Genomic DNA, 20,307 nt, shown 5'->3' with positions numbered 1-20,307 from the left:
GACCCTCATCGCTGCGCAGATATGCCAGGATGCCCTTGCCGATCTCCCGTTCGCCGCGAATCACAGTCGTGGCGCCGCAGCTGCGCAGGAAGGTTTCTTCCTCTTCCGAGTAGGCTCGGGCAATGATCGAGATGTCAGGATTGAGCTTGCGCCCGCTTTCGCAGACCGAGCCTGCTTCAAAGCCGTTGGATATGGCAACCAGTAGGCTCTGCGCTGCAGGGAGGTTGGCCAGCTTCAGAACCTCCTCGCTCGCGGCATTGCCGAACACCACTTCAAGACCCTCGGCACGGGCCGCTGCCACATCGTGGTCGGAATCCTCGATCACCACCAGTCCGCCGCCATCGGCCTTGATGCCGGCGCCGACGATGCGACCCACCTGACCATAGCCGACGAGCACGGTATGGCCGGCCTGGTGCGACGGCTCTCCGGTGTCGTCATCGGCGCCGGGGGCGCCCCGATCAACCGCAGGCTGGGTGGGGGCATCGGTCGTAGCAGGGCCCTTTGCAGCCTCGAGCGGCTCCAGACGCTCTTCGGGGGACAGCAAGGGCTCCTCCTTGCGGCGCGCAACCCTGGCTTCGATCCGCGGCTTGAGCAGATCGAGGACCCAGAAGACCACCGGATTGAGCACGATGGAAATCAGCGCGCCGGCCAGGATCAGGTCCTGCCCCTCGGGCGGCAGCACCGCGAGAGCCACACCCATGCTGGCCAGGATGAACGAGAACTCACCGATCTGCGCGAGCGAGGCGGAAATCGTCAGGGCGGTCGAGACCGGTCTCTTGAACATCACCACGATGGCGAAAGCCGCGAGGGACTTGCCGATGACGATGATGAACACCGTGGCCAGGACCAGAAGCGGTGATGTGACGAGGATCGAAGGGTCGAACAGCATGCCCACGGACACGAAGAACAGCACCGCAAACGCGTCGCGCAACGGCAATGTCTCATTGGCGGCACGATGCGACAGCTCGCTCTCGCTCAGGATCATGCCGGCAAAAAAAGCGCCCAGCGCCAGCGACACCCCGAAGAGCACAGCCGAACCCAGAGCCACGCCGAGCGCAATGGCCAGCACGGCAAGGCGAAACAGCTCGCGGCTGCCGGTATGGGCGGTACCGTGCAGCGCCCATGGAATGATCCGGCGGCCGACAACAAGCATGAAGCCGACGAATGCGGCGACCTTGACGACGGTCAGACCAAGAATGCCCCAGATGTTGAGATGCGCGCCGGTGGCCTGTTCGACAAAGGAGACGAACGGATCGTGCACTCCGGCATCGGCGCCATTGAGGCTGGCGATAGCGGGCACCAGCACCAGTGCCAGCACCATGGCCAGGTCTTCCACGATCAGCCAGCCCACGGCAATCCGGCCGCGCTCGCTTTCAATGAGACGCCGATCCTGCAGCGCCTTGAGCAGCACCACGGTGGAAGCCACCGACAGAGCCAGGCCAAAGAGGATGGAGCCAAAGAGGTCCCAGCCGAGCAGGAGACCGAGGGCCGCGCCCAGAAGCGTCGCAAAGCCCATCTGCACGACAGCGCCGGGAATGGCCAGCGCCCGGACACTCATGAGGTCCTTGAGGGAAAAGTGGAGGCCAACGCCGAACATCAGGAGGATGACGCCCAGCTCCGCCAACTCCGCACCGAGCTGCTGGTCGGCCACAAAGCCCGGCGTGTAGGGCCCGACAAGGATACCGGCGAACAGATACCCCACGAGTGGCGGCATCTTGAACCGGTTGGCGATCATTCCGAAGATATAGGCCAGCACCAGACCCGCGACGATCGTGGAGATCAGGGGGGTGTCGTGGTGCATTGGGCGCCTCCTGAGCGGGCCGATAACGCTGGAATGTCAAACTCTAGCGCCAAGATGGGGTATGCCGCCGGGATGCGCAAGCACGCACACCATCGAACAGAGCCTGAACCCGTCTGACGCAGGGCGTTTCAGTCATTTCTTAGGGCAGTCCGAGTTTGTCATTGTTATGGCATCGACAGCCTGACGGCAGGAACCGCGTGGCACCGGGCGGGTTGTGGCATCACTGAATGCCAAGGAGACCCAGATGCGATTTTCCGTCGGCTGCGAGATCGGCTACGAACTGCTTTCTCCGTCCACGCTCATCTTCAATATCGAAGCCATGACCGGGGGCCGGCAAACCATTCAGTCCGAAAAGCTTACCATCGATCCGCAGCTGAGCGCGGACGACAGCGTCGCGATCGACAGTGGCAACCGCTATCTGAGGCTGACGGCTCCCGCCGGTCCGGTGCAGCTGCGCTACGAGGCCATCGTCGCACTCGAGGCAGTGCATGCCGAGCCTGAAGCGATCGAGGAAGTGCCGGTCGCGCAACTACCGCTCGAAACCCTGCCCTTCCTCAATCCCTCGCGCTATTGCCCGTCAGACCAGCTCGCGCGCTTTGCGAGCCGCCAGTTCGGCGACATAGCCCCCGGCTTTTCCCGCGTGACCGAAATCTGCAACTGGATCAATGCCGAGGTCGACTATCTCTCGGGCTCGAGTGACACCACGACCACCGCCGCCGACACGTTTTCCACCCGGGCCGGCGTCTGTCGCGACTTCGCCCATTTGGGCATAACCTTCTGCCGGGCCCTGGGCATCCCGGCCCGCTTCGTATCCTGCTATGCCTGGCAACTCGAGCCTCAGGATTTTCACGCCGTGTTCGAGGCCTGGCTGGGTGACCGCTGGTACCTGTTCGATGCCACGCGAATGGCGGCACTGGATGGCATGGTGCGCATCGGCTGTGGCCGCGACGCTGCCGACACGGCCTTTGCCACCATCTATGGCCAGGTCAACTCCGGCCCCATCCGCGTCTGGAGTGAGGCATTGGATGGCGACACGTCCGAGCCCTGGACCACGGACGCCGTCAGCATCACCCGAACCTGATTTCGGTCAGCCCAAGCCATCCTGGATGCTGGTCACACGATTGACCTCCACGTCGACGCTCATGCCGAGATAGTCCGATTTCGAGCCGACAAACGTGCCCGATATCGGGATGGCTTGGCGCGGTTCGCGAGCGACGCCGACCCGGATGAGATCCCGGGTGCCGATGATGCCGTTGGTGGGGTCGAACTCGACCCAACCTGCGCCCGGCAGATAGACCTGACACCACGCATGCGTCGCGCCGCCGCCGCGATGATCGCCATCGCGCGCGGGCGAATAGAGATACCCCGTGACGAACCGAGCCGCCAAACCAAGCGATCGCACGGCCTCGATCATCAGCAGCGCAAAATCGCGGCACGTGCCTTTTCGGCTGGCCAGGGTCAGCGACGGCCGCTGCGTTCCCGGATCGGGACGCCGCAGGTAGGTGAACCCCTCCTTGATGCCCGCCGTCATGGTCATCAGAAGATGGCTTGTCTCGGTCGTGCCCCCTGGGACTGTGAACTGCCTCGCCCAGGCATCGACTTCCTTTTCTTCGGGAAACTGACGCGTCATGGTCGGTGCGAGATCGATGGCATCCACCTGGCCATAGTCAAAGGGATAACGGCGCGCCCGTTCGGCAATCTCGAAATTGGGCACGCGCGCATGCACATGATCGAGCACCATGCGTGCCTCGATGCGAAGCTCCTCAGCGGGCTGATCGAAGCTGGCGATCGCAATGCCATTGCCAAACACATCGTGGATCCAGCGCAGGCCGGACGGTTCGGGGAAAATACTGAGTCGGAAATCGTCGAGCCGCTGCTCGGCACTGTCCCGGGGACGCACCAGCATCCGATGATCGCCGAACTGCACGGCCCGACCATAGCGATAGATGGTCTCGTGACGCACTGAGAGCAGGGTCACGAAATCACCGTGATCTTTTCTGCGGCGCGGGTAATGCCAGTATAGAGCCAGCGGGCCCGTTCCTCGCGAAACACGAAGCTCTCGTCGAAGAGATAGACATTGTCCCACTGACTGCCCTGCGCCTTGTGGACGGTGAGGCAGTAGCCGAAGGTGAATTCGTCGAACTGGCGGCGTTCGGGCCAGCTCATCGCATCCTCTTCTCCCGAAAAGAATGCCTTGTGCGTCAGGACCCGGGTTTCGCCCTTGCCCTCGTCATCGGCCAGCAGCAAGCTCCATTTGCCATTGCTGCGCCGCGTGGTGTCGGTGACGATCCATATCTGGCCGTTGAGCAGGCGCTTGCGCGGATTGTTTCTCAGGCACACCATGCGGTCGCCGACGACAGGCTCGTGAAACGGCAGGCCCTTCAACTCACGCAGACGGTCGTTGTAGGTAAGCCGGGTCTTGTTGCGCCCCACCAGCACCTGGTCGGCCTCGAGGACCGCGTCGCGATCCACCTTGTCGCGGCCGACCACGACGCTTTCGCCGTAGCGCCCATGTTCGAGATACCCGCCTTCGCGCACGGCCATCGAGAGCTGGATGATCGGATTGTCCGCCGCCTGCCGGTGGATTTCAGTGAGCATGATGTCGGGCTCCTCACTGATGAAGAACCCCGCGCCCTGCACGGGCGGCAGCTGGAAAGGGTCGCCCAGCACCAGCACCTTGACCCCGAAAGACAAGAGATCGGCCCCCAGCTGCTCATCGACCATCGACACCTCGTCGATGACGATGAGGTCGGCGTCGGCGGCCGGGCTTTCAGGATCGAGCACGAAGCGCGGTTCGCCCTCCTTCTCGCTCACCAGCGTGTAGATGAGGCTATGGATGGTCTGTGCACCCTTGCAACCACGCTTGCGCATGACCATCGCCGCCTTGCCCGTGAAGGCCGCGTATTTGACCGAACGCACATCCTGCGCCAGATGCACCGCCAGCGTCGATTTGCCGGTTCCCGCCCAGCCGAACAGGCGAAAGACCTGCGGCCCGTTGCGGTCCTTGAGCCATGCGGATACGGCGACCAGGGCCGCATCCTGTTGGGACGACCAGACCGGTGGCATCAGGCGATCACCGTCGCAACCGTGCCGACCCGCTCGATCGCGCCTTCGAGCACATCGCGCCGCCTGACCGCGCCGACGCCTGCCGGCGTGCCGGTCATGATGAGGTCCCCTGCCTTCAGCGCCACGAAGCGGCTGAGACAAGCGATGGTTTCCGGCACGTTCCAGATCTGCTCGGACAGGTCGCCACGCTGCCGCTCGGCGCCGTTGACCGACAGCGTGATCGCGCCGCGCGCCGGATGCCCGATTGCGCTGGCCGGTGCGATGGTACCGATCGGCGCCGACTGGTCGAACCCCTTGGCCATGGTCCAGGGCCGACCCGATTTCTTGGCGGCGGCCTGAATATCACGGCGGGTCATGTCGAGCCCGGCGGCATAGCCGAACACATGGTCCAGCGCTTCGTGTTCACCGAGATCGACGCCGTCTCGACCAATGGCCACGACGAGCTCGATCTCGAAATGGAAGTCGGCGGTTTGAGATGGATACGCTATCGGATTGCCGTTCGTGACCACGGCGTCAGCTGGCTTGTCGAAGAAAAACGGCGGGTCGCGCACATCATTGCCCATCTCCCTGATGTGTTCGGCATAGTTGCGGCCTACGCAATAGACCCGGCGCACCGGAAACAGCCCTTCCCCCTGGACAGGGAGCACCACCGGCAACGGCGCGGGAAACACCAGGTCAGCCACGTTTGAACTCCTCGGCATAGGGACCAATCAGATCGAGGTCGACGCGTCCAAGTCGGTCCTGAGCGGTGAAGGACTGGTGCCAGTAAGGATAAAGCAGAGGTGGACGGCTGGCCGCATCGAGCCGCGCACGCTCCGCATCACTAAGCGTCAAGTGCGCCGCGGCGATATTGTCGGCGAATTGCGCTTCGTTGCGGCCGCCGATGATGACCGAGGTCACGCCTGGACGCTCGAGCAGCCAGCTCAGCGCCACCTGTGCGCCCGACACGCCGCGCTCCTCTGCAATCGCGACCACGACCTCGATCAGATCGTAGAACTTGTCCCAGTCGTAAACCGGCGGCTCGCGGAACCCGCCCACATGGCGGCCGCTTTCCGGACCGCCGTCGCGGCGGTATTTGCCCGACAGCAGCCCCCCGGCCAGCGGCGACCAGATCAGCATTCCCAGGCCCTGGTCCTGGCTGATCGGCACGAGTTCGTATTCGGCGTCGCGGGCATGCAGCGAATAGTGGATTTGCTGGGAAACGAAACGCTCGCCCTGCCGTCGTTCTGCGGCCATCAGCGCCTTCATGATGTGCCAGCCCGAATAGTTCGAGCAGCCGATATAGCGGACATGGCCGTGGCGCACGAGCGTGTCGAGCGCCTCCATGGTTTCTTCGATCGGCGTCATCCCGTCCCATTCATGGACCTGATAGAGATCGATGACATCGGTCTTGAGCCGCTTGAGACTCGCCTTGCATTGTTCAATGATATGATGGCGCGACAATCCTGCCTGGTTGGGCCCATCGCCCATCTTGAAGCGGACCTTCGTGGCCACGAGCGCCTTCTGGCGGCGGCCGCTATCCGACAGTACCTGACCCAGGATTTCCTCGGACACCCCGGCATTGTAGACATTGGCTGTGTCGTAAAGATTGATCCCCGCATCGAGGCACATGTCGACCTGTCGCTCGGCCGCATGCAGGTCGGTATGCCCGATCTTCTGGTTGCCACCGAATGTCATGGTCCCCATGGTCAGTTTCGAGACCCTGAGGCCCGAGCGCCCGAGATAGCGATACTCCATGGATTCCTCCTTTGTTCCGGGCTCCAAGGGCTAAAGGCTTCGCCCTTCCCGGTCAATTGCTTCATGCGCTTCCCTTGCCCCTGCGATCAAAGCGCACATGCGTCACCCTGCGCTGACCACCGATGGGGCCGCTCGCTATACTTGCATGCGATGAACCGGATCACGGCACCCCGTGACATTCGCTGGCCGCGCAGTCAAAATGATGCCGCGCGGTCACGACGCTCGGGTGCCGGACCGATGGACGGGAAAGGAACGCGCCATGGATTTCGGACAATCGGCGGAGCTTCTGGCACGCATACAGTTTGCCTTCACCGTTTCCTTCCACTTCATCTTCCCCGCATTTTCCATCGGCACGGCCAGTTATCTTGCCGTGCTCAATGCGCTCTGGCTCTGGAAACGTGACCCGGCCTATCTCAAACTGTTCGAATATTGGAAGACCATCTTCGCCGTGACCTTCGGCATGGGCGTCGTCTCCGGCATCGTCATGAGCTATCAGTTTGGCACCAACTGGTCGGTGTTCTCCGAGAGGGCGGGCGCGGTCATCGGCCCGCTGATGGGCTACGAAGTGCTCACCGCCTTCTTCCTCGAGGCCGGTTTCCTCGGCATTGCCCTGTTCGGCCGCAAGCGCGTCGGTGATACGCTGCATATGGTGGCGGTGACGGTCGTGGCCATTGGCACACTCATCTCGGCCACCTGGATCCTCTCGGTGAACTCCTGGATGCACACGCCGCAGGGCTTTGCCATCGACGCCAACGGCAACTTCGTGCCGGAGGACTGGTGGGCCATCGTCTTCAACCCGTCCTTCCCCTATCGTCTGGTGCATACGGTCCTCGCCGCTTTCCTCACCACGGCCTTTGCCGTGGGTGCCGTCGGTGCCTGGCACCTGCTCAAGGATCGCTCCAACCGCCAGGCGCGCATCATGTTCTCCATGGCCATGTGGATGGCGGCGGTCGTCACGCCGCTGCAGATCCTGGCCGGCGACCAACACGGCCTCAACACGCTCGAGCACCAGCCGGCCAAGATCGCGGCAATGGAAGGCCACTACGAAAGCCATCCCGAAGGCGCTCCGCTGATCCTGTTCGGCGTCCCCAACGAGACCGAGCAGCGCATGGACTATGCGGTCGAAATCCCCAAGCTCGGCTCGCTGATCCTCAAGCACGATCCCAACGCGCCAATGGACGGGCTCGACGCCTTTCCCGAGGACGCGCGGCCCCCGGTGACCATTCCATTCTTCGCCTTCCGCATCATGGTGGGTATCGGCTTCCTCATGCTGGGCGTCGGCCTGTGGTCGCTCTGGGCGCGCTGGCGCAAGAGCCTATACACCAGCACCTGGCTTCACCGCGCGGCGCTGGTCATGGGCCCATCCGGCTTCGTCGCCGTGCTGGCGGGCTGGTTCACGACCGAGGTGGGTCGCCAGCCTTTTACCGTCTATGGATTGATGCGGACGTCAGAGAGCCTCTCGCCGGTGGATGCACCAGCTGTCGGTGCCTCCCTTGTGGCTTTTGTCGTCGTCTACTTCCTCGTCTTCGGGGCCGGTGTCTTCTACCTTTTCCGCCTGTTCCGGCGACCGCCCGTGCTGGACGAGGATCACGAACTGGACAAGGGTCCGCACCGCTCCGCCGGTATCAATCCCGGCCCCGCACAGGAAGATTCCATCCGCGAAGGAGCCCAGAATGCCGATTGATCTTCCCACCGTCTGGGCCGGCATCATCGCCTTCGCCGTTCTGGCCTATGTGGTTCTGGATGGTTTCGATCTGGGCATCGGCATCCTGTTTCCCTTCTTCCCGGAACGCACCAACCGCGACCTGATGACCAATTCCATCGCGCCGGTCTGGGACGGCAACGAGACCTGGCTGGTGCTCGGCGGTGGCGGCCTGCTCGCCGTCTTTCCCGTGGTCTATGCCACGGTGCTGCCGGCGCTCTACATGCCGATCATCGCCATGCTGCTCGGCCTCGTTTTCCGCGGCGTCGCCTTCGAGTTCCGGTGGCGCACGGCGCGTGGCTCGATCTACTGGGATGTCGGCTTCTGGCTGGGCTCGACCATTGCTGCCTTCACGCAGGGCCTGGCGCTCGGCGCGCTGGTCCAGGGCATCACCATTGTCGACAATGCCTATGCCGGCGGCTGGTGGGACTGGCTGACGCCCTTCTCCATCATCTGTGGGCTCGCGGTCACCGTGGGCTATGCCTTGCTCGGGGCCACGTGGCTCAATCTCAAGATGACCGGCGAACTGCAGGAACGCTCGCGTCGCCTGGCGCTATGGACAGGAGTGGGCACAATGGCGCTGATCGGCGTCGTCTCGCTCTGGAGCCCGTTCATCGACGAGATCTATTTCGAGCGCTGGTTCCAGTGGCCGACGGCCTTCTTCTCGGCCTTCGTACCGACGCTTCTGGCCGCCTGCGGCTTTGCGCTCTGGCATGGACTGACCCATGACAAGCACCTGCAGCCATTTCTGGCTGCCCTGGGACTCTTCGTCCTGAGCTTCATTGGCCTTGGGATCAGCTTCTATCCCTACATCGTGCCGGGTGCGCTGACCATTGCCGAGGCCGCTGCGCCCGAAAGCTCGCTGATGTTCCTGCTCGTGGGCGCCAGCGTCCTTATCCCAATCATCCTGGCCTATACTGGCTACGCCTACTGGGTGTTCCGCGGCAAGATCGATCCGGAAGAGGGCTATCACTGATGGCCGTACCGCAAGGGGTAAAGCAGCTCGGCTGGTTCGTGATCATCTGGGCCGGAGGCGTGGGCGTTATCCTCGCCATCGGCTTTCTTATCCGCCTCGTGCTGATGCCCGGCTGACATTTGCTGCAGCGCCGTCGAATTTGGGCGTTTCAACAGCGGTGTGAAATGCTCTAGAACGGATCTTCCCGTTCGAGATGTCCTCCGTGCGCTCCAGCACTCTCTTCCTTCCCGTCCTGCTCGTCACCCTTGGCATGGTCTTCACCCAGACCGGCGCGAGCTTTGCAAAGATGCTGTTTCCGCTGGTCGGTGCTGGCGGTGCAACTGCCCTCCGGCTTGTCCTCGCCGCCATCATCCTGATCCTGGTCTTTCGTCCATGGCGGTTCCGGCTCGATGCCGGGCAATGGCGGGCGGTGCTGCTCTATGGCGGGGCAATGGGCGCCATGAATCTGTTCTTCTACGCCGCGCTCGAGCATATCCCGCTCGGCATTGCCGTAGCCCTGGAGTTCACCGGCCCCCTGGCGGTAGCCTTGTTCGGTGCCCGCAAGCCCCTCGACGTCTTCTGGATCATCCTCGCCGTCGGCGGTTTTGCCCTGCTCCTGCCCTGGACCCCGACCAGCGCCGAAATTTCTCCGTTCGGCGTAGTCCTGGCGCTCTGCGCCGGCGCCTGCTGGGCCGGTTATATCGTCTTCGGCCAAAGAGCGGGCACCGGTGGCGGCCCCCATATCGCGGCACTGGGCGTGGCGACGGCCGCTCTCATCGCCTTGCCGTTCGGGATCGCGACGGCCGGGGCGAGCCTCATCGATCCCGCGCTCCTGCCGCTGGCGCTTGCCGTGGCACTTTTCTCGAGCGCCATCCCCTACGCCCTGGACATGGTGGCACTGCCCCATATTCCCTCGCGCCTGTTCGGCATTCTGATGAGCGGACAGCCTGCACTGGCGGCGCTTTCGGGCCTCGTCTTCCTGCACGAGACCATCGGCCCTGTCCAACTTGCCGGAATGGCCGCAATCATGGCTGCATCCGTGGGCGCGACCCTTACAATTGCCCGCCAGCGTCCCACGATTGCCTGAAATCCACGCCGGGACTATTCTCGGTCCAGAGGAGACACGCCATGCTCTATGCCATTCTTTGCTACAATGACGAGAAGGCCGTCGCGACCTGGACGGCCGAGGAAGACGCCGCCTGCATGGAACGCCTCGGCGCCGTGCAGGCCAAGATGAGTGCCAGGGGCAAGCTGGGGCCGGTCGTACGCCTGTGGAACACCGACGAGGCCAAGACCCTGCGCAAGAGCTCGGGCAATCCGGTCGTGTTCGATGGACCCTTCGCCGAGACCAAGGAGCAGTTCCTTGGCTTCTACGTGGCCGATTGCGCGGACATGGACGAAGCTGTCGCCTTTGCCAACGAGCTCGCCGTCGCCAATCCGGGCCTAGGTTCCTACGAGATTCGTCCGCTTCGCTATTTCGGCGACAATCAGCTGGCCGGAAGCCCGCAGGTGCAGGCGGCCGAGTAGCGCACGGCGCTAACTGTCGCCGCCGATCACCAGATTGTCGATGAGCCGCGTCGTCCCAAGATGGGCGGCGACCGCGAGGAGCGCGCCGCGCCCACCGACGGTGATAATAGCCCCGAGGCTGTCTAGGTCGCGCACCTCCCAGTATTGCGCGCGGATGCGACCGGATTGGGCGAGGACCCCCAAGCCTATCGCGGCCAAACGGGCAGCGTCGTGTTCGCCGCCTTGGTAGGCGGTGCGCACGGCGAGCAGGCTCTTGTAGATCAACGGAGCCGCGGCGCGATCCTCCGGCGAAAGATAGACATTGCGCGAACTCAGCGCCAAGCCGTCGGGCTCGCGCACGATGGGGCCCCTGCGGATTTCCACCGGCACATCCAGATCACGCACCATCCGCTCGATCACCGCACATTGCTGCGCATCCTTCTGACCGAAAAAGGCGATATCGGGCTGGACGAGATTGAAAAGCTTGAGCACGACGGTGGTGACGCCGGTAAAATGTCCCGGCCGCAGGGCGCCGCACAAGGGGCCGGAGACCAGGCTTTCCTCGACCAGCGTCGATGCGCCGGGAGGATACATGTCCTCGACCGATGGCAGGAAAAGCGCATCGACCCTGGCTGCTTCGAGCTTGGCGATATCGGCCTCGATCGGACGTGGATATCGCGACAGGTCCTCGTTGGGTCCGAACTGCAGGGGATTGACGAAGATCGAGGCGATGACGACATCGGCCGTCTCTCGCGCCTGATGCATCAGGCTGACATGCCCCGCATGAAGCGCGCCCATGGTCGGCACGAAACCGACGCGTTTGGTCTCCGGGAGCCCTCTTCGCCATTGGCGCAGGCTCGCCTTGTCGCGCAAGATTTCGGTCATGCGATGAGGTCCCAGATCTGCCGCGCAATTTCGGTCTTGGGGCCGAGGGCCAGCTCGTGCCGCGCGCCCCCCGACGTCAGCAATACGCCCGCATTGGTGCCCACGGCAAAGCCGGTTTGCCCTTCGGCGCCGAGCTTACTGACTGCGTTGGCGAAGAGGAAATCGAGCCCCTTGGCCTTGAGCTTGCCTAGACCATGTTCCTCGACATTGTCTGTTTCGGCCGCAAAACCCAGGAACCACTGCCCTGTTGCCGCCTGGCGCAGGCTACCCAGCACGTCGGTCGACGGGACGAGATCGAGCGCTATTGCATCCGACGCCCGCTTGAGCTTGCCGGCCGAGGGCGCGGCGACCGAATAATCCATCACCGCGGCCGTTGCGACGACGCCCGTGGCCCCGGGAAGGCGCTGCAATGCAGCCGCAGCCATCTCCTCGGCCGTACGCACTTCCACAAGGGTGAACCGGCCTTCCGAGCCGCGCGGCGGCAGCGGGTGTACTACGCCCTTGTCGATCCCCAGCACGTAGTCGACCGCAGCGCCGCGCCGCAGGGCTTCCTCGGCCATGGCGGCGCCCATCCGCCCCGTCGAATGATTGGTGATGTAGCGCACCGCATCGATCGCCGTCGTCGTGGGCCCCGCGGTGATCAGAACCCGTTGCTCTGCGAGGTCGAGGAGCGGACTGGCGCGCACGGCGGCTTCGATGGCGGCGACGATCGTCGCGACCGGTGCAAGCTTTCCCACCCCGACCTCGCCGCACGCCAGAAGACCCGATCCCGGCTCGATCAGCGTTGCACCGCGCTTGAGCAGAGTGGCGACGTGCTGTTGCACAATGGGTTTTTCCCACATCACCGTATTCATCGCCGGCGCGATGAGGATCGGCGCCTCGGTCGCCAGCGCGACCGTGGACGGCAGATCGTCCGCAAGGCCCAGCGCCAGCTTGGCCAGCATGTTCGCACTGGCAGGGGCGAACACCATGACATCGGCGAAGCGCGCGAAATCGATATGTTCAGTGCCCGAGACATCGGCTCCGAACTGCGCCGACCGCACCTTGCGCCCACTGAGTGTTTCCAGCACCAAGGGCGACACGAACTCGGCGGCGCTGGCCGTGAGCAGGCATTGTACCTGGTGCCCCGCCTTGCCCAGTTCGGAAACCAAGTCGGCGATCTTGTAGGCGGAAATCGAGCCCGAGACGGCGATGAGAATATTGGCCATTGGCGTCAGTCCGCCCGGCGCGGCAGCGGGATGGGTCCACGCACCGCCTTGGTTTCGCTCACATAGTCACCGACTGCTGCCTTGATGACGGATGCCACATCTGCCCGCGGCCGGGCGAAGCTGGGCGGCGGGTTGACGTTGAGGCCGATGAGATCGTTGACCACCAGGACCTGGCCCGCGCAATCCTTGCCCGAACCGATGCCGATCGTGGGAATGGCGAGCGAGCGCGTGATCTCGGCGGCCAGCACCGGCGTCACGCATTCGAGGACGATGGCGAAGGCACCGGCCGCTTCGAGCGTCCTGGCTTCCTGGCGCAGCCGCTCGGCCGATGTCTCGTCCTTGCCATGCATGTAGTAGCCGCCCATCTGATGCACCGCCTGTGGGGTCAGCCCGATATGAGCCATCACCGCAATGCCGTGCGCGATCAGCTGCTCGACAACAGGCACCATGTGAAGGCCGCCTTCGACCTTGACCGCTTCGACGCCCGTTTCCTTCATGACCCGCACGGCGTTGGCGAGCGCGGTCGAGGGGTCGGTAACCGAGCCGAAGGGCATGTCGCAGACCAGGAGGGCGCGCGCAGAGCCACGCTTGACCGCCGCCGCATGGCGGATCATGTCATCGAGCGTGACGGGCAGCGTCGTGTCGTGTCCGAGCACCACGTTGCCCAGACTGTCTCCGACAAGGATCATGTCGACCCCGGCCATCTCGACCAGTGCGGCCATCGTGGCATCGTAGGCGGTGAGCATGGCGATCGCTTCGCCCCGCTGCCGCATGGCGGCGATATCGCGGGTGGTGATGCGCTTGCGCGGGGTCTGGGCTGACACGGCTTGTCCTCCAACCCGGCCGGCCGACATGGCCTGGCTCTTCGAGGGGGAGATAGGACAAAGCCCGCCCCTGCGCCAGCCCTTCATTGGTGCTATGCGCCAGACGGTCAGCGGCGCGAGGGCGCCACCCCTGCCCTGACCTCGCGCCACGCGCCCGGCGCGACGCCATCAAGCGTCCAGTCGGCGATCCGCCAGCGCACCAAACGCAATGTGGGAAGCCCGACGGCTGCGCTCATGCGGCGGACCTGCCGATTGCGCCCCTCGGTGATGGTCAATTCGATCCAGCTGTCCGGCACGCTTTTCCGGAACCGCACGGGCGGCTTCCGATCCCAGAGCTCGGGAGGATCGATGCGCCTCGCCTTGGCGGCGCGCGTCGGTCCGTCCTTGAGCATGACCCCATTGCGCAGCTGGTCCAGCGCCGCATCGGACGGCTCGCCCTCGACTTGCACCAGATAGGTCTTTTCCTTGTTGTAGCGAGGCGACGAAATCTGCGCCTGCAACTGCCCGTCATCGGTCAGAAGCAGTAGGCCTTCGCTATCCTTGTCGAGACGACCGGCCGCGTACACGTCAGGCACATTGACGAAATCGGCCAGCGTCTCGCCCGGCCCACCGCCGGTAAATTGCGAAAGCACCCCATAGGGCTTGTTGAAAAGGATGAGACGGGCCATGCGCCGTTGTCACCTGTTGCAGTTTCCAGGTGTCGGGAATGGCCGCCGCAAAGCACATTGTCAATTGCGGCGGTGCGCGGGTGATGGCTATCGGAACCACTGTGCTGGAACAGTCACCAGTTCCGGGAACAGCACGAGCAGGAACATGAAGGCGAACTGGGCCAGCATGAACGGCCAGACCCCTGCGGTAACCCTGTCCATGCTGACGCGCCCAATGCCGGCTACCGTGTTGAGCACCACGCCAACCGGTGGCGTGATGAGGCCGATGGCGCAGTTGATCATGAAGACAACCCCGAAATAGACCGGGTCGATCCCCGCTGCCTTGACCAGCGGCATCAGCACGGGCACGAGGATCAGAATGGTCGGCGTCAGATCGAGCGCCGTGCCAACGATGATGACCAGTACCATCATGGCAGCCATCAGCAGCATTGGATTGGCGATCAGCGGCTCAAGCATAGATACAACTTGCTGAGGAATATTGGCGACCGTGATCAGCCAGGCGCTGACGGCCGCGGCGGCAACCAGCAGCATCACAACGGCACTGGTCCGGGCAGCATCCGCAAAAGACTGGAAGAGCATCTGCCAGGTGAGTTCGCGATAGACAAGCAGGCTGATCAGCGTTGCATAGACCGCCGCAACGACGCCGGCTTCGGTCGGTGTGAAGACACCCATCTTGAGGCCGACGATGATGATGACCGGCATCACCAGCGCAAATCCCGCCTCGCGGAGTGCCACCATGACTTCACCGAACGAGCGCCGCGGCTGCGGCTGGACATTGTCACGGCGTGACATGAACCACCAGGTCACGGTGACAGCGATGGCCAGCATGATGCCAGGAGCAATACCGGCCATGAACAGGCGCGAAATCGACACATTGGCGGCAACGCCGAAAACGATGAAGCCAATGCTGGGCGGAATGATTGGCGCCACCAGGCTGGACGCAGCGATGAGGCCCGCAGACCGCGCTGGATCGTGGCCCGCGGCGACCATCATGGGGAGCAACAGCGCGGCCAGCATCGCCGCGTCGGCGACGGCCGAACCTGACAGTGCGGCCAGGAGCACGGAGGCAAGGATGGCGACATAGCCCAGTCCGCCATGAACATGGCCGACCAGCGAAAGCGCCAGGTTGATCAGGCGGCGGGACAAGCCGCCCTTGTTCATGATCTCGCCGGCAAGCAGGAAAAACGGAACAGCGAGCAAAGGATAACTGTCGGCGCCATGAATGACGTTCTCAGCGATGATTTGCGCGTCGAACATGTTGAGCTGCCACATCAGTGCGCCGCCCGAAATCAGCAGCGCGAAGGCGACCGGCACCCCAATTGCCATGGCGGCCAGCAGTGATCCCACAAAGACCAGAAGTGTCATGCCTGCTCCTCCGCCGTGGCGCTGCGCGGAATATTGCCGCGCACCAGCCAGATGATCTGTTCGATGAGAATGACCGCGGCGGACACCGCAAAGACGATGCCGGCCGAATAGAACCAGCCCAGCGAAAAGCCGCTCGAAGGTGCCGTGACGTTCCAGTTGAGACGCGTTTGCGCCAGTGCGCCGGAGAAGATTAACCAGCAAACCCACAACATAAAGAGATTTGCGACGATCAGGCACAACTGTCGTCCGCGCGGCGGCAAGCGCGAGATCAGCGTATCGGTGCCAAGATGCTGATGTTCGCGGAGGGCATAGATGCTGCCCAGGAAGGTCAGCCACATGAACAGCCAGCGCGACAGTTCTTCGGCGACGGTGATCCCAGAATTGAACGCATAGCGCAACACGACATTGCCGAAAACCAGCAACACCATGATGAAAAGCAAGAGCACCGCGATCCACTTGAGCGCGCGGCAATAAAGATCGAGCAGCCGTTTCATGCCGGTTCCTCCACCGTGCGCTGCATGTCGAGCGCCGTCAGGCCGTGGACCAGGTCATAGCGATTGAATTCGATGTTCTGGGCACCGGCCTCGATGAGACGCGCTTCCGTGCTCTCCCCCGCAACGCGATCAAGCGCCGCGCGATCATGCCCGCCAATGACGACAATCCAGTCAGCCGCACCATCGCGTCCCCGGATCTTCTGTTCTGCCGTGGGTTCGGCGTCAGGGGTTTCGGTGTGCAGCAACATCGCGCTGGTGAGCCCCTCCTGTCCGGGAACCGATGCGACCAACTCTTCAAGGTTTCGTCTCAGCCGATCTGCTTCGCCAGGGCGGGGGGAAAGGCGGACAGTGCGCAGGATGCGGGCAACTCCCTCCCCACTTGCCGCCAAAATGCGGCACTGGCTGCGAACCATGCCGCGGTGCAGCGGCATCATCTTGGTCGACCACGGCGTCGGATCATTGAGTCGGGCCAAATAATCGGCTGATGTCAGCACACCGTAGTCTGACAGTTCGTAGAGCACGAAGAAAGCACCATGCGTGCCGTCCTGCCAGCGCGTACCCCTGCGAAACCCGGGAATACTGAGACGTTCCGGGAGATGCTCCTTGGAATGCCATTCGTGGAATTCGACGCGGTAGGCCTCGTCCACGTTCCACCACATGGCGACGGCAGCATCTCCCAGACGTGTCATGACCGACCTAGCGCAATGCTTCGAGTTCAGAGGTGGCGGCAGCCATCACGTCAGCGCCGACATCGGCGGCAAACTTGTCGACCACCGGCTTGACCGCCTCGCGCAGCCGGGCAATTTCCTCGGCTGTCGGTTCGTTGACTTCCATCTCCTGACCCAGCTGTTCGATGGCCGAGACTTCTTGCTCCTGCACGAGATTACGCCCAAAGAGCTTGGCCTCTTCGGCCGCCTCGCTGATCACCGACTGATGTTCGGGGGTGAGTTCGCCCCAGGTTTCCTGGCTCATCAGGAATGGCATGCCGGTGTAGATGTGGCGCGTCAGCGACAGATAATCCTGCACTTCCTCAAACTTGGCGGACTGGATGACAGCGAGCGGGTTGTCCTGCCCGTCGATGGCGCCGGCTTCGAGCGCGCCATAGACCTCGCCAAAGGTCATCGGCACTGGATTGGCGCCAAGCTGGGTGAAAAGCTCGATGTAGATCGGCGAAGCGATGACCCGAAGCTTGAGACCCTGGAAGTCCTCGAGCGCCGCGATGGGCCTGCGGTTATTGGTCATGTTGCGGAAACCGAGGTCCCATATGCCCAGGCCATGGATGCCGTCATCTGCAAGGCCGGCCATGAGATCGCTTCCGGTCGGCCCGTCGCTGAGCGCATACGCTTCTTCGGAATTGTTGAACATGAAGGGCAGGTCGAACACCTGGAAGCGCGGATCGATGCCGGCCAGCAGGCCAGTCGCCATGATGGTGAAATCGAGCGTCCCGCCGCGGACGGCACTGAGGTTCTGCTGGTCGCTACCAAGCACGGCATTGGGGTACAGCGACACGGTGAGCGAGCCACCACTCTTCTCGGCCACCAGGTCAGCGAATTCCTGGCCCGCAAGTCCGAGCGGGTGATCCCCGGCAAGACTCATGGCGAACTTGAGCTCGCGCTGGTCCTGGGCGGTCGCCGCCGTCATCGACGACGCCAGCAGCGCGCCGCCCAGCATAAATGCGCAAGCAAGGCGCCTTGTCACAGATGTCATCACCAAATCCTCCCTCGGTCGCGGCGTCTTCCGCCTTCTGACGTCAGAGCGATAACATCAAAGAAGTCCGGGTCAATGAAATTTGTACATCTTTCATTTTTTGAATGATTTCATTGCTGCGGGATGGCGAATGTGGCACTTGTTGAGAAGGAGGGACAATGAGCGGCGCAATCGACAAGACACTTGGCATCCTCGAATTTTTGGCAGAGCGCCCGCAAGGCGCAAACTTGGTGGATATTGCCACCGGGCTCAATCAGTCGCGCAGCGGCTGCCACCGGACACTCATCGAGTTGATTGCCTACGGCTACGTCCGGCAGACACAACGAGGCGAATACCGTCTCACCACCAAACTGCCGGCGATGGGGGTGGGCTGGTTCAGCAAGTCGGGCCTGGTCGACATCGCACAGCCCAGCCTGCAGCGCCTCGCCGAAGTGTCGGGCGAACTTGTTCGTCTGGGCATTGTGGACGGCGAACGACTGACGCTTGTCGCCAAGGCGCAAGGAGCCAATTCTGGGCTGCTTTACGATCCTGACATGGGCATCGATCTCAAGCTCTCCTGCAGCGCCGCGGGACATGCGATCCTTATGACCCTAGGCAAAGACGAGGCCATCAGCGCGGTCAGTCGCCAAGGTCTTGGCGACCCAAAAGATTTTGGTCCCGATGCGCCGACCAGCATCGAGCAATTGATGACAATGCTGGAATCTCATCGCCGCCGGGGCTACGCGCTACTGCGCGACGTCTATGCGCCCGGGCTGAATTCCATGGCAGCCCCCGTTCTCCGTCGCGGCGATCGGCCCACCGCCGCGATCGTCATTGCCGGACCAGCCGTAAGGTTCACCGAGGATCGAATGACCGCCTGCGGCAGCACCCTCATCCAGAGCGCAAACGAACTCGCTCTTATCGGCAGCGCGTCGCCATTGCTGGAGTCCCGATCCGGCGGCACCTGGGGTAATCGCGGCTGATCGCCAGGCTGTCACAAGCCGATCAGCCGTTGGGCGATGTCGTCGCACTGGCGGCGGATGTCCGGAACGGCTTCAATTTCAAAGAACCGTCCGCGTGTGAGCGGTCCCACGGCCAGAAGATGCCGTGACGGCTTGCCGGTGCCGTCGATGACGAAACAACGCTCGTCCACATCGAGCCCGATATGGAGCGCGTCGGGTTGCCCCGCTTCCTTGCCGATCAGATCGCGAATAACCGGGTTTGAACTGGCTTTCACGTCAACAGTCACCCCGCCGCAATCGTAGACGCGGGCGACGTCGATCGTGCTGCGCTCGGTGCCGCCGCGTCGGCGCAGGGTGGCGCGCACGCCATCTCCATGCCGTTCTATGCCCAGAAACTCGGCCGCGACCAGTTCCACCTGCCCCGAGGAAACGGCCCCACTCAGCCGCGCATGCAATTCGGGCGGTAGGCGGTGGCGATGGATATTCCACCACGGCCGCAGATGGCGCAGCGCCTGACGCTTGCTGGCGCCGGTCCAGCTTTGCCAGATGCGCTGATTGAACGGCCGAAGCCCGTCTATGACGCTCCGCCAATTGCCGCCACGCGCCTCGGTCTCGGCGATGAGCCGCCGGAACCAGCGCAGAAAATGCAGCAGGCCCGTCCCGAACGGCACGTCTGACTCATCGATCAAAAGAGGCTCGACATCCTGATGGCCCATGGGCAGAAGGCCATTGCGCGAGACGACAAGCACATGGCCGCGGTGGCTCGTTTCGGCCAGCGTCAGCCAGGCATCCACCATGCTGAGCCCCGATCCCAGGATCATCACCGGCGCCTCGGGATCGAGCGGCGTATCCCGGTCCGACCCGACGCGCACGGCGATGCCGCGGCCGCGCGACGGCTGCGTCTCGTGCCCAACCGCGAGAACCGCATAGTCGCTGGTGATGACCGTGCCATTATCGAGAACGGTTTCCATGCCCTGTCGCGTCTCGCGCACCGAAACCGCCTCTTCCGCCAAGACGATCAGGCGGCCCGGACGGGATTGCCCGGCCTGGCTCAGGACATGCTCGAGATAGGTACCGTAGAGGCGTCTGGGCACGAACACCCACGATCCGTGGGGCGCAGGATAATCGCGCTGCTGCAGCCAGCGCCAAAAATGATCGGGATCATCGGCAAAGGCACTCATGCCGCGCGCCGGCACGTTCACGCGATGATCGCGCAACCGGGCGGAATAGGCGAGCCCCTGACCGAACTGACCGCGACGCTCCAGCAGCGTGACCCGGATATCGGTTTCCGGATCGCGCAGCAGATGCGCTGCAAGAAGCACCCCGCTGGCACCGCCTCCGATGATAGTCACGGATCGGCGGGCAGTGGTGGTCATGGTCACGTCCTTGTCCTGGTCGTCAGCTGGTCAACCGACCCTCGGTTCGTCTCGCCCATGCTGATAGTGGCT

20 protein-coding genes and 1 pseudogene are annotated in these 20,307 nt (G+C 63.3%); 7 read left to right on the top strand and 14 right to left on the bottom strand.

The features are described 5' to 3' along the window. Positions 1-25: 25 nt before the first annotated feature. Positions 26-1,801, bottom strand: a pseudogene (locus CCK88_RS17415) (cation:proton antiporter domain-containing protein); the annotation flags it as partial. A gap of 244 nt (positions 1,802-2,045) precedes the next feature. Here CCK88_RS17415 and CCK88_RS17410 point away from each other — a divergent pair. Continuing rightward, positions 2,046-2,882, top strand: a complete 837-nt coding sequence (locus CCK88_RS17410; RefSeq protein WP_086471809.1) for a transglutaminase-like domain-containing protein — start codon at positions 2,046-2,048, stop codon at positions 2,880-2,882. A gap of 6 nt (positions 2,883-2,888) precedes the next feature. Here CCK88_RS17410 and CCK88_RS17405 read toward each other — a convergent pair whose 3' ends face one another. The 4 genes from CCK88_RS17405 to CCK88_RS17390 are packed head-to-tail and all read right to left on the bottom strand — an operon-like array spanning position 2,889 to position 6,604. Continuing rightward, positions 2,889-3,779 carry a transglutaminase family protein gene (locus CCK88_RS17405; protein WP_086471808.1) on the bottom strand — a complete coding sequence of 297 codons (891 nt, stop codon included), beginning with the start codon at positions 3,777-3,779 and terminating at the stop codon, positions 2,889-2,891. Next, positions 3,776-4,867 (bottom strand): ATP-dependent DNA helicase, encoded by a 1,092-nt coding sequence (locus CCK88_RS17400; RefSeq protein ID WP_086471807.1) that lies wholly within the window; start codon positions 4,865-4,867, stop codon positions 3,776-3,778. The genes CCK88_RS17405 and CCK88_RS17400 overlap by 4 nt, the downstream gene beginning before the upstream one ends. Further along, positions 4,867-5,568, bottom strand: a complete 702-nt coding sequence (locus tag CCK88_RS17395; protein ID WP_086471806.1) for a fumarylacetoacetate hydrolase family protein — start codon at positions 5,566-5,568, stop codon at positions 4,867-4,869. The genes CCK88_RS17400 and CCK88_RS17395 overlap by 1 nt, the downstream gene beginning before the upstream one ends. Next, positions 5,543-6,604: an aldo/keto reductase gene (locus tag CCK88_RS17390; protein ID WP_086471805.1), complete on the bottom strand. Its 1,062-nt coding sequence runs from the start codon at positions 6,602-6,604 to the stop codon at positions 5,543-5,545. The genes CCK88_RS17395 and CCK88_RS17390 overlap by 26 nt, the downstream gene beginning before the upstream one ends. A 259-nt stretch (positions 6,605-6,863) precedes the next feature. On the opposite strand from CCK88_RS17390, the gene CCK88_RS17385 reads away from it, so the two are divergent. From CCK88_RS17385 to CCK88_RS17370, 5 genes are all read left to right on the top strand, one after another. Then, complete coding sequence (locus CCK88_RS17385; protein ID WP_086472027.1) at positions 6,864-8,288, top strand: cytochrome ubiquinol oxidase subunit I; 1,425 nt, start codon at positions 6,864-6,866, stop codon at positions 8,286-8,288. Beyond that, a complete protein-coding gene (gene cydB / locus CCK88_RS17380; protein ID WP_086471804.1) occupies positions 8,278-9,282 on the top strand; it encodes a cytochrome d ubiquinol oxidase subunit II in 1,005 nt (334 codons plus the stop codon). Before CCK88_RS17385 ends, cydB begins: the two co-directional genes overlap by 11 nt. Next, positions 9,282-9,398: a DUF2474 domain-containing protein gene (locus CCK88_RS18305; protein ID WP_140049036.1), complete on the top strand. Its 117-nt coding sequence runs from the start codon at positions 9,282-9,284 to the stop codon at positions 9,396-9,398. Before cydB ends, CCK88_RS18305 begins: the two co-directional genes overlap by 1 nt. Positions 9,399-9,484: 86 nt before the next feature. Beyond that, on the top strand, positions 9,485-10,348 hold the full coding sequence (locus CCK88_RS17375; RefSeq protein ID WP_244557575.1) for an EamA family transporter: 864 nt from the start codon (positions 9,485-9,487) through the stop codon (positions 10,346-10,348). Between the two features lie 41 nt (positions 10,349-10,389). Next, positions 10,390-10,788, top strand: coding sequence for a YciI family protein (locus CCK88_RS17370; protein WP_086471802.1), 399 nt, complete (start codon positions 10,390-10,392; stop codon positions 10,786-10,788). Between the two features lie 9 nt (positions 10,789-10,797). Here CCK88_RS17370 and panC read toward each other — a convergent pair whose 3' ends face one another. The 8 genes from panC to CCK88_RS17330 all read right to left on the bottom strand — a co-directional run bounded on the left by panC (position 10,798) and on the right by CCK88_RS17330 (position 17,918). Beyond that, positions 10,798-11,652 (bottom strand): pantoate--beta-alanine ligase, encoded by an 855-nt coding sequence (gene panC, locus CCK88_RS17365; protein ID WP_086471801.1) that lies wholly within the window; start codon positions 11,650-11,652, stop codon positions 10,798-10,800. Next, complete coding sequence (gene coaBC / locus CCK88_RS17360; protein WP_086471800.1) at positions 11,649-12,860, bottom strand: bifunctional phosphopantothenoylcysteine decarboxylase/phosphopantothenate--cysteine ligase CoaBC; 1,212 nt, start codon at positions 12,858-12,860, stop codon at positions 11,649-11,651. The genes panC and coaBC overlap by 4 nt, the downstream gene beginning before the upstream one ends. 5 nt (positions 12,861-12,865) lie before the next feature. Further along, positions 12,866-13,684, bottom strand: coding sequence for a 3-methyl-2-oxobutanoate hydroxymethyltransferase (panB, locus tag CCK88_RS17355; RefSeq protein WP_210189961.1), 819 nt, complete (start codon positions 13,682-13,684; stop codon positions 12,866-12,868). A 107-nt stretch (positions 13,685-13,791) separates the two neighbouring features. Beyond that, positions 13,792-14,352: a pseudouridine synthase gene (locus CCK88_RS17350; protein ID WP_086471798.1), complete on the bottom strand. Its 561-nt coding sequence runs from the start codon at positions 14,350-14,352 to the stop codon at positions 13,792-13,794. Positions 14,353-14,439: 87 nt separating this feature from the next. Next, positions 14,440-15,717 (bottom strand): TRAP transporter large permease, encoded by a 1,278-nt coding sequence (locus CCK88_RS17345; RefSeq protein WP_086471797.1) that lies wholly within the window; start codon positions 15,715-15,717, stop codon positions 14,440-14,442. Beyond that, positions 15,714-16,211, bottom strand: a complete 498-nt coding sequence (locus CCK88_RS17340; protein WP_086471796.1) for a TRAP transporter small permease — start codon at positions 16,209-16,211, stop codon at positions 15,714-15,716. Before CCK88_RS17340 ends, CCK88_RS17345 begins: the two co-directional genes overlap by 4 nt. Then, on the bottom strand, positions 16,208-16,900 hold the full coding sequence (locus CCK88_RS17335) for a hypothetical protein (RefSeq protein ID WP_086471795.1): 693 nt from the start codon (positions 16,898-16,900) through the stop codon (positions 16,208-16,210). Before CCK88_RS17335 ends, CCK88_RS17340 begins: the two co-directional genes overlap by 4 nt. 7 nt (positions 16,901-16,907) lie before the next feature. Further along, complete coding sequence (locus tag CCK88_RS17330; RefSeq protein ID WP_086471794.1) at positions 16,908-17,918, bottom strand: TRAP transporter substrate-binding protein; 1,011 nt, start codon at positions 17,916-17,918, stop codon at positions 16,908-16,910. Between the two features lie 158 nt (positions 17,919-18,076). On the opposite strand from CCK88_RS17330, the gene CCK88_RS17325 reads away from it, so the two are divergent. Continuing rightward, on the top strand, positions 18,077-18,880 hold the full coding sequence (locus CCK88_RS17325; RefSeq protein ID WP_086471793.1) for an IclR family transcriptional regulator: 804 nt from the start codon (positions 18,077-18,079) through the stop codon (positions 18,878-18,880). 11 nt (positions 18,881-18,891) lie between these two features. Here CCK88_RS17325 and CCK88_RS17320 read toward each other — a convergent pair whose 3' ends face one another. Next, positions 18,892-20,235 (bottom strand): FAD/NAD(P)-binding protein, encoded by a 1,344-nt coding sequence (locus tag CCK88_RS17320; RefSeq protein ID WP_086471792.1) that lies wholly within the window; start codon positions 20,233-20,235, stop codon positions 18,892-18,894. Positions 20,236-20,307: the final 72 nt, after the last annotated feature.

This window comes from Devosia lucknowensis (assembly GCF_900177655.1).
Classification (GTDB): domain Bacteria; phylum Pseudomonadota; class Alphaproteobacteria; order Rhizobiales; family Devosiaceae; genus Devosia; species Devosia lucknowensis.
The sequence above is the reverse complement of the archived record's forward strand: the minus strand, read 5'-3'. Positions and strand labels throughout refer to the sequence as shown.

What these genes read in the sequence shown, in the direction of transcription:
- CCK88_RS17410 (WP_086471809.1), top strand. Translation starts at nt 2,046, where the DNA reads ATGCGATTTTCCGTCGGCTGCGAGATCGGCTACGAACTGCTTTCTCCG.
- CCK88_RS17400 (WP_086471807.1), bottom strand. Translation starts at nt 4,867, where the DNA reads ATGCCACCGGTCTGGTCGTCCCAACAGGATGCGGCCCTGGTCGCCGTA.
- CCK88_RS17395 (WP_086471806.1), bottom strand. Translation starts at nt 5,568, where the DNA reads ATGCCGAGGAGTTCAAACGTGGCTGACCTGGTGTTTCCCGCGCCGTTG.
- CCK88_RS17390 (WP_086471805.1), bottom strand. Translation starts at nt 6,604, where the DNA reads ATGGAGTATCGCTATCTCGGGCGCTCGGGCCTCAGGGTCTCGAAACTG.
- CCK88_RS17385 (WP_086472027.1), top strand. Translation starts at nt 6,864, where the DNA reads ATGGATTTCGGACAATCGGCGGAGCTTCTGGCACGCATACAGTTTGCC.
- cydB (WP_086471804.1), top strand. Translation starts at nt 8,278, where the DNA reads ATGCCGATTGATCTTCCCACCGTCTGGGCCGGCATCATCGCCTTCGCC.
- CCK88_RS18305 (WP_140049036.1), top strand. Translation starts at nt 9,282, where the DNA reads ATGGCCGTACCGCAAGGGGTAAAGCAGCTCGGCTGGTTCGTGATCATC.
- CCK88_RS17370 (WP_086471802.1), top strand. Translation starts at nt 10,390, where the DNA reads ATGCTCTATGCCATTCTTTGCTACAATGACGAGAAGGCCGTCGCGACC.
- panC (WP_086471801.1), bottom strand. Translation starts at nt 11,652, where the DNA reads ATGACCGAAATCTTGCGCGACAAGGCGAGCCTGCGCCAATGGCGAAGA.
- coaBC (WP_086471800.1), bottom strand. Translation starts at nt 12,860, where the DNA reads ATGGCCAATATTCTCATCGCCGTCTCGGGCTCGATTTCCGCCTACAAG.
- CCK88_RS17350 (WP_086471798.1), bottom strand. Translation starts at nt 14,352, where the DNA reads ATGGCCCGTCTCATCCTTTTCAACAAGCCCTATGGGGTGCTTTCGCAA.
- CCK88_RS17345 (WP_086471797.1), bottom strand. Translation starts at nt 15,717, where the DNA reads ATGACACTTCTGGTCTTTGTGGGATCACTGCTGGCCGCCATGGCAATT.
- CCK88_RS17340 (WP_086471796.1), bottom strand. Translation starts at nt 16,211, where the DNA reads ATGAAACGGCTGCTCGATCTTTATTGCCGCGCGCTCAAGTGGATCGCG.
- CCK88_RS17335 (WP_086471795.1), bottom strand. Translation starts at nt 16,900, where the DNA reads ATGACACGTCTGGGAGATGCTGCCGTCGCCATGTGGTGGAACGTGGAC.
- CCK88_RS17330 (WP_086471794.1), bottom strand. Translation starts at nt 17,918, where the DNA reads ATGACATCTGTGACAAGGCGCCTTGCTTGCGCATTTATGCTGGGCGGC.
- CCK88_RS17325 (WP_086471793.1), top strand. Translation starts at nt 18,077, where the DNA reads ATGAGCGGCGCAATCGACAAGACACTTGGCATCCTCGAATTTTTGGCA.
- CCK88_RS17320 (WP_086471792.1), bottom strand. Translation starts at nt 20,235, where the DNA reads ATGACCACCACTGCCCGCCGATCCGTGACTATCATCGGAGGCGGTGCC.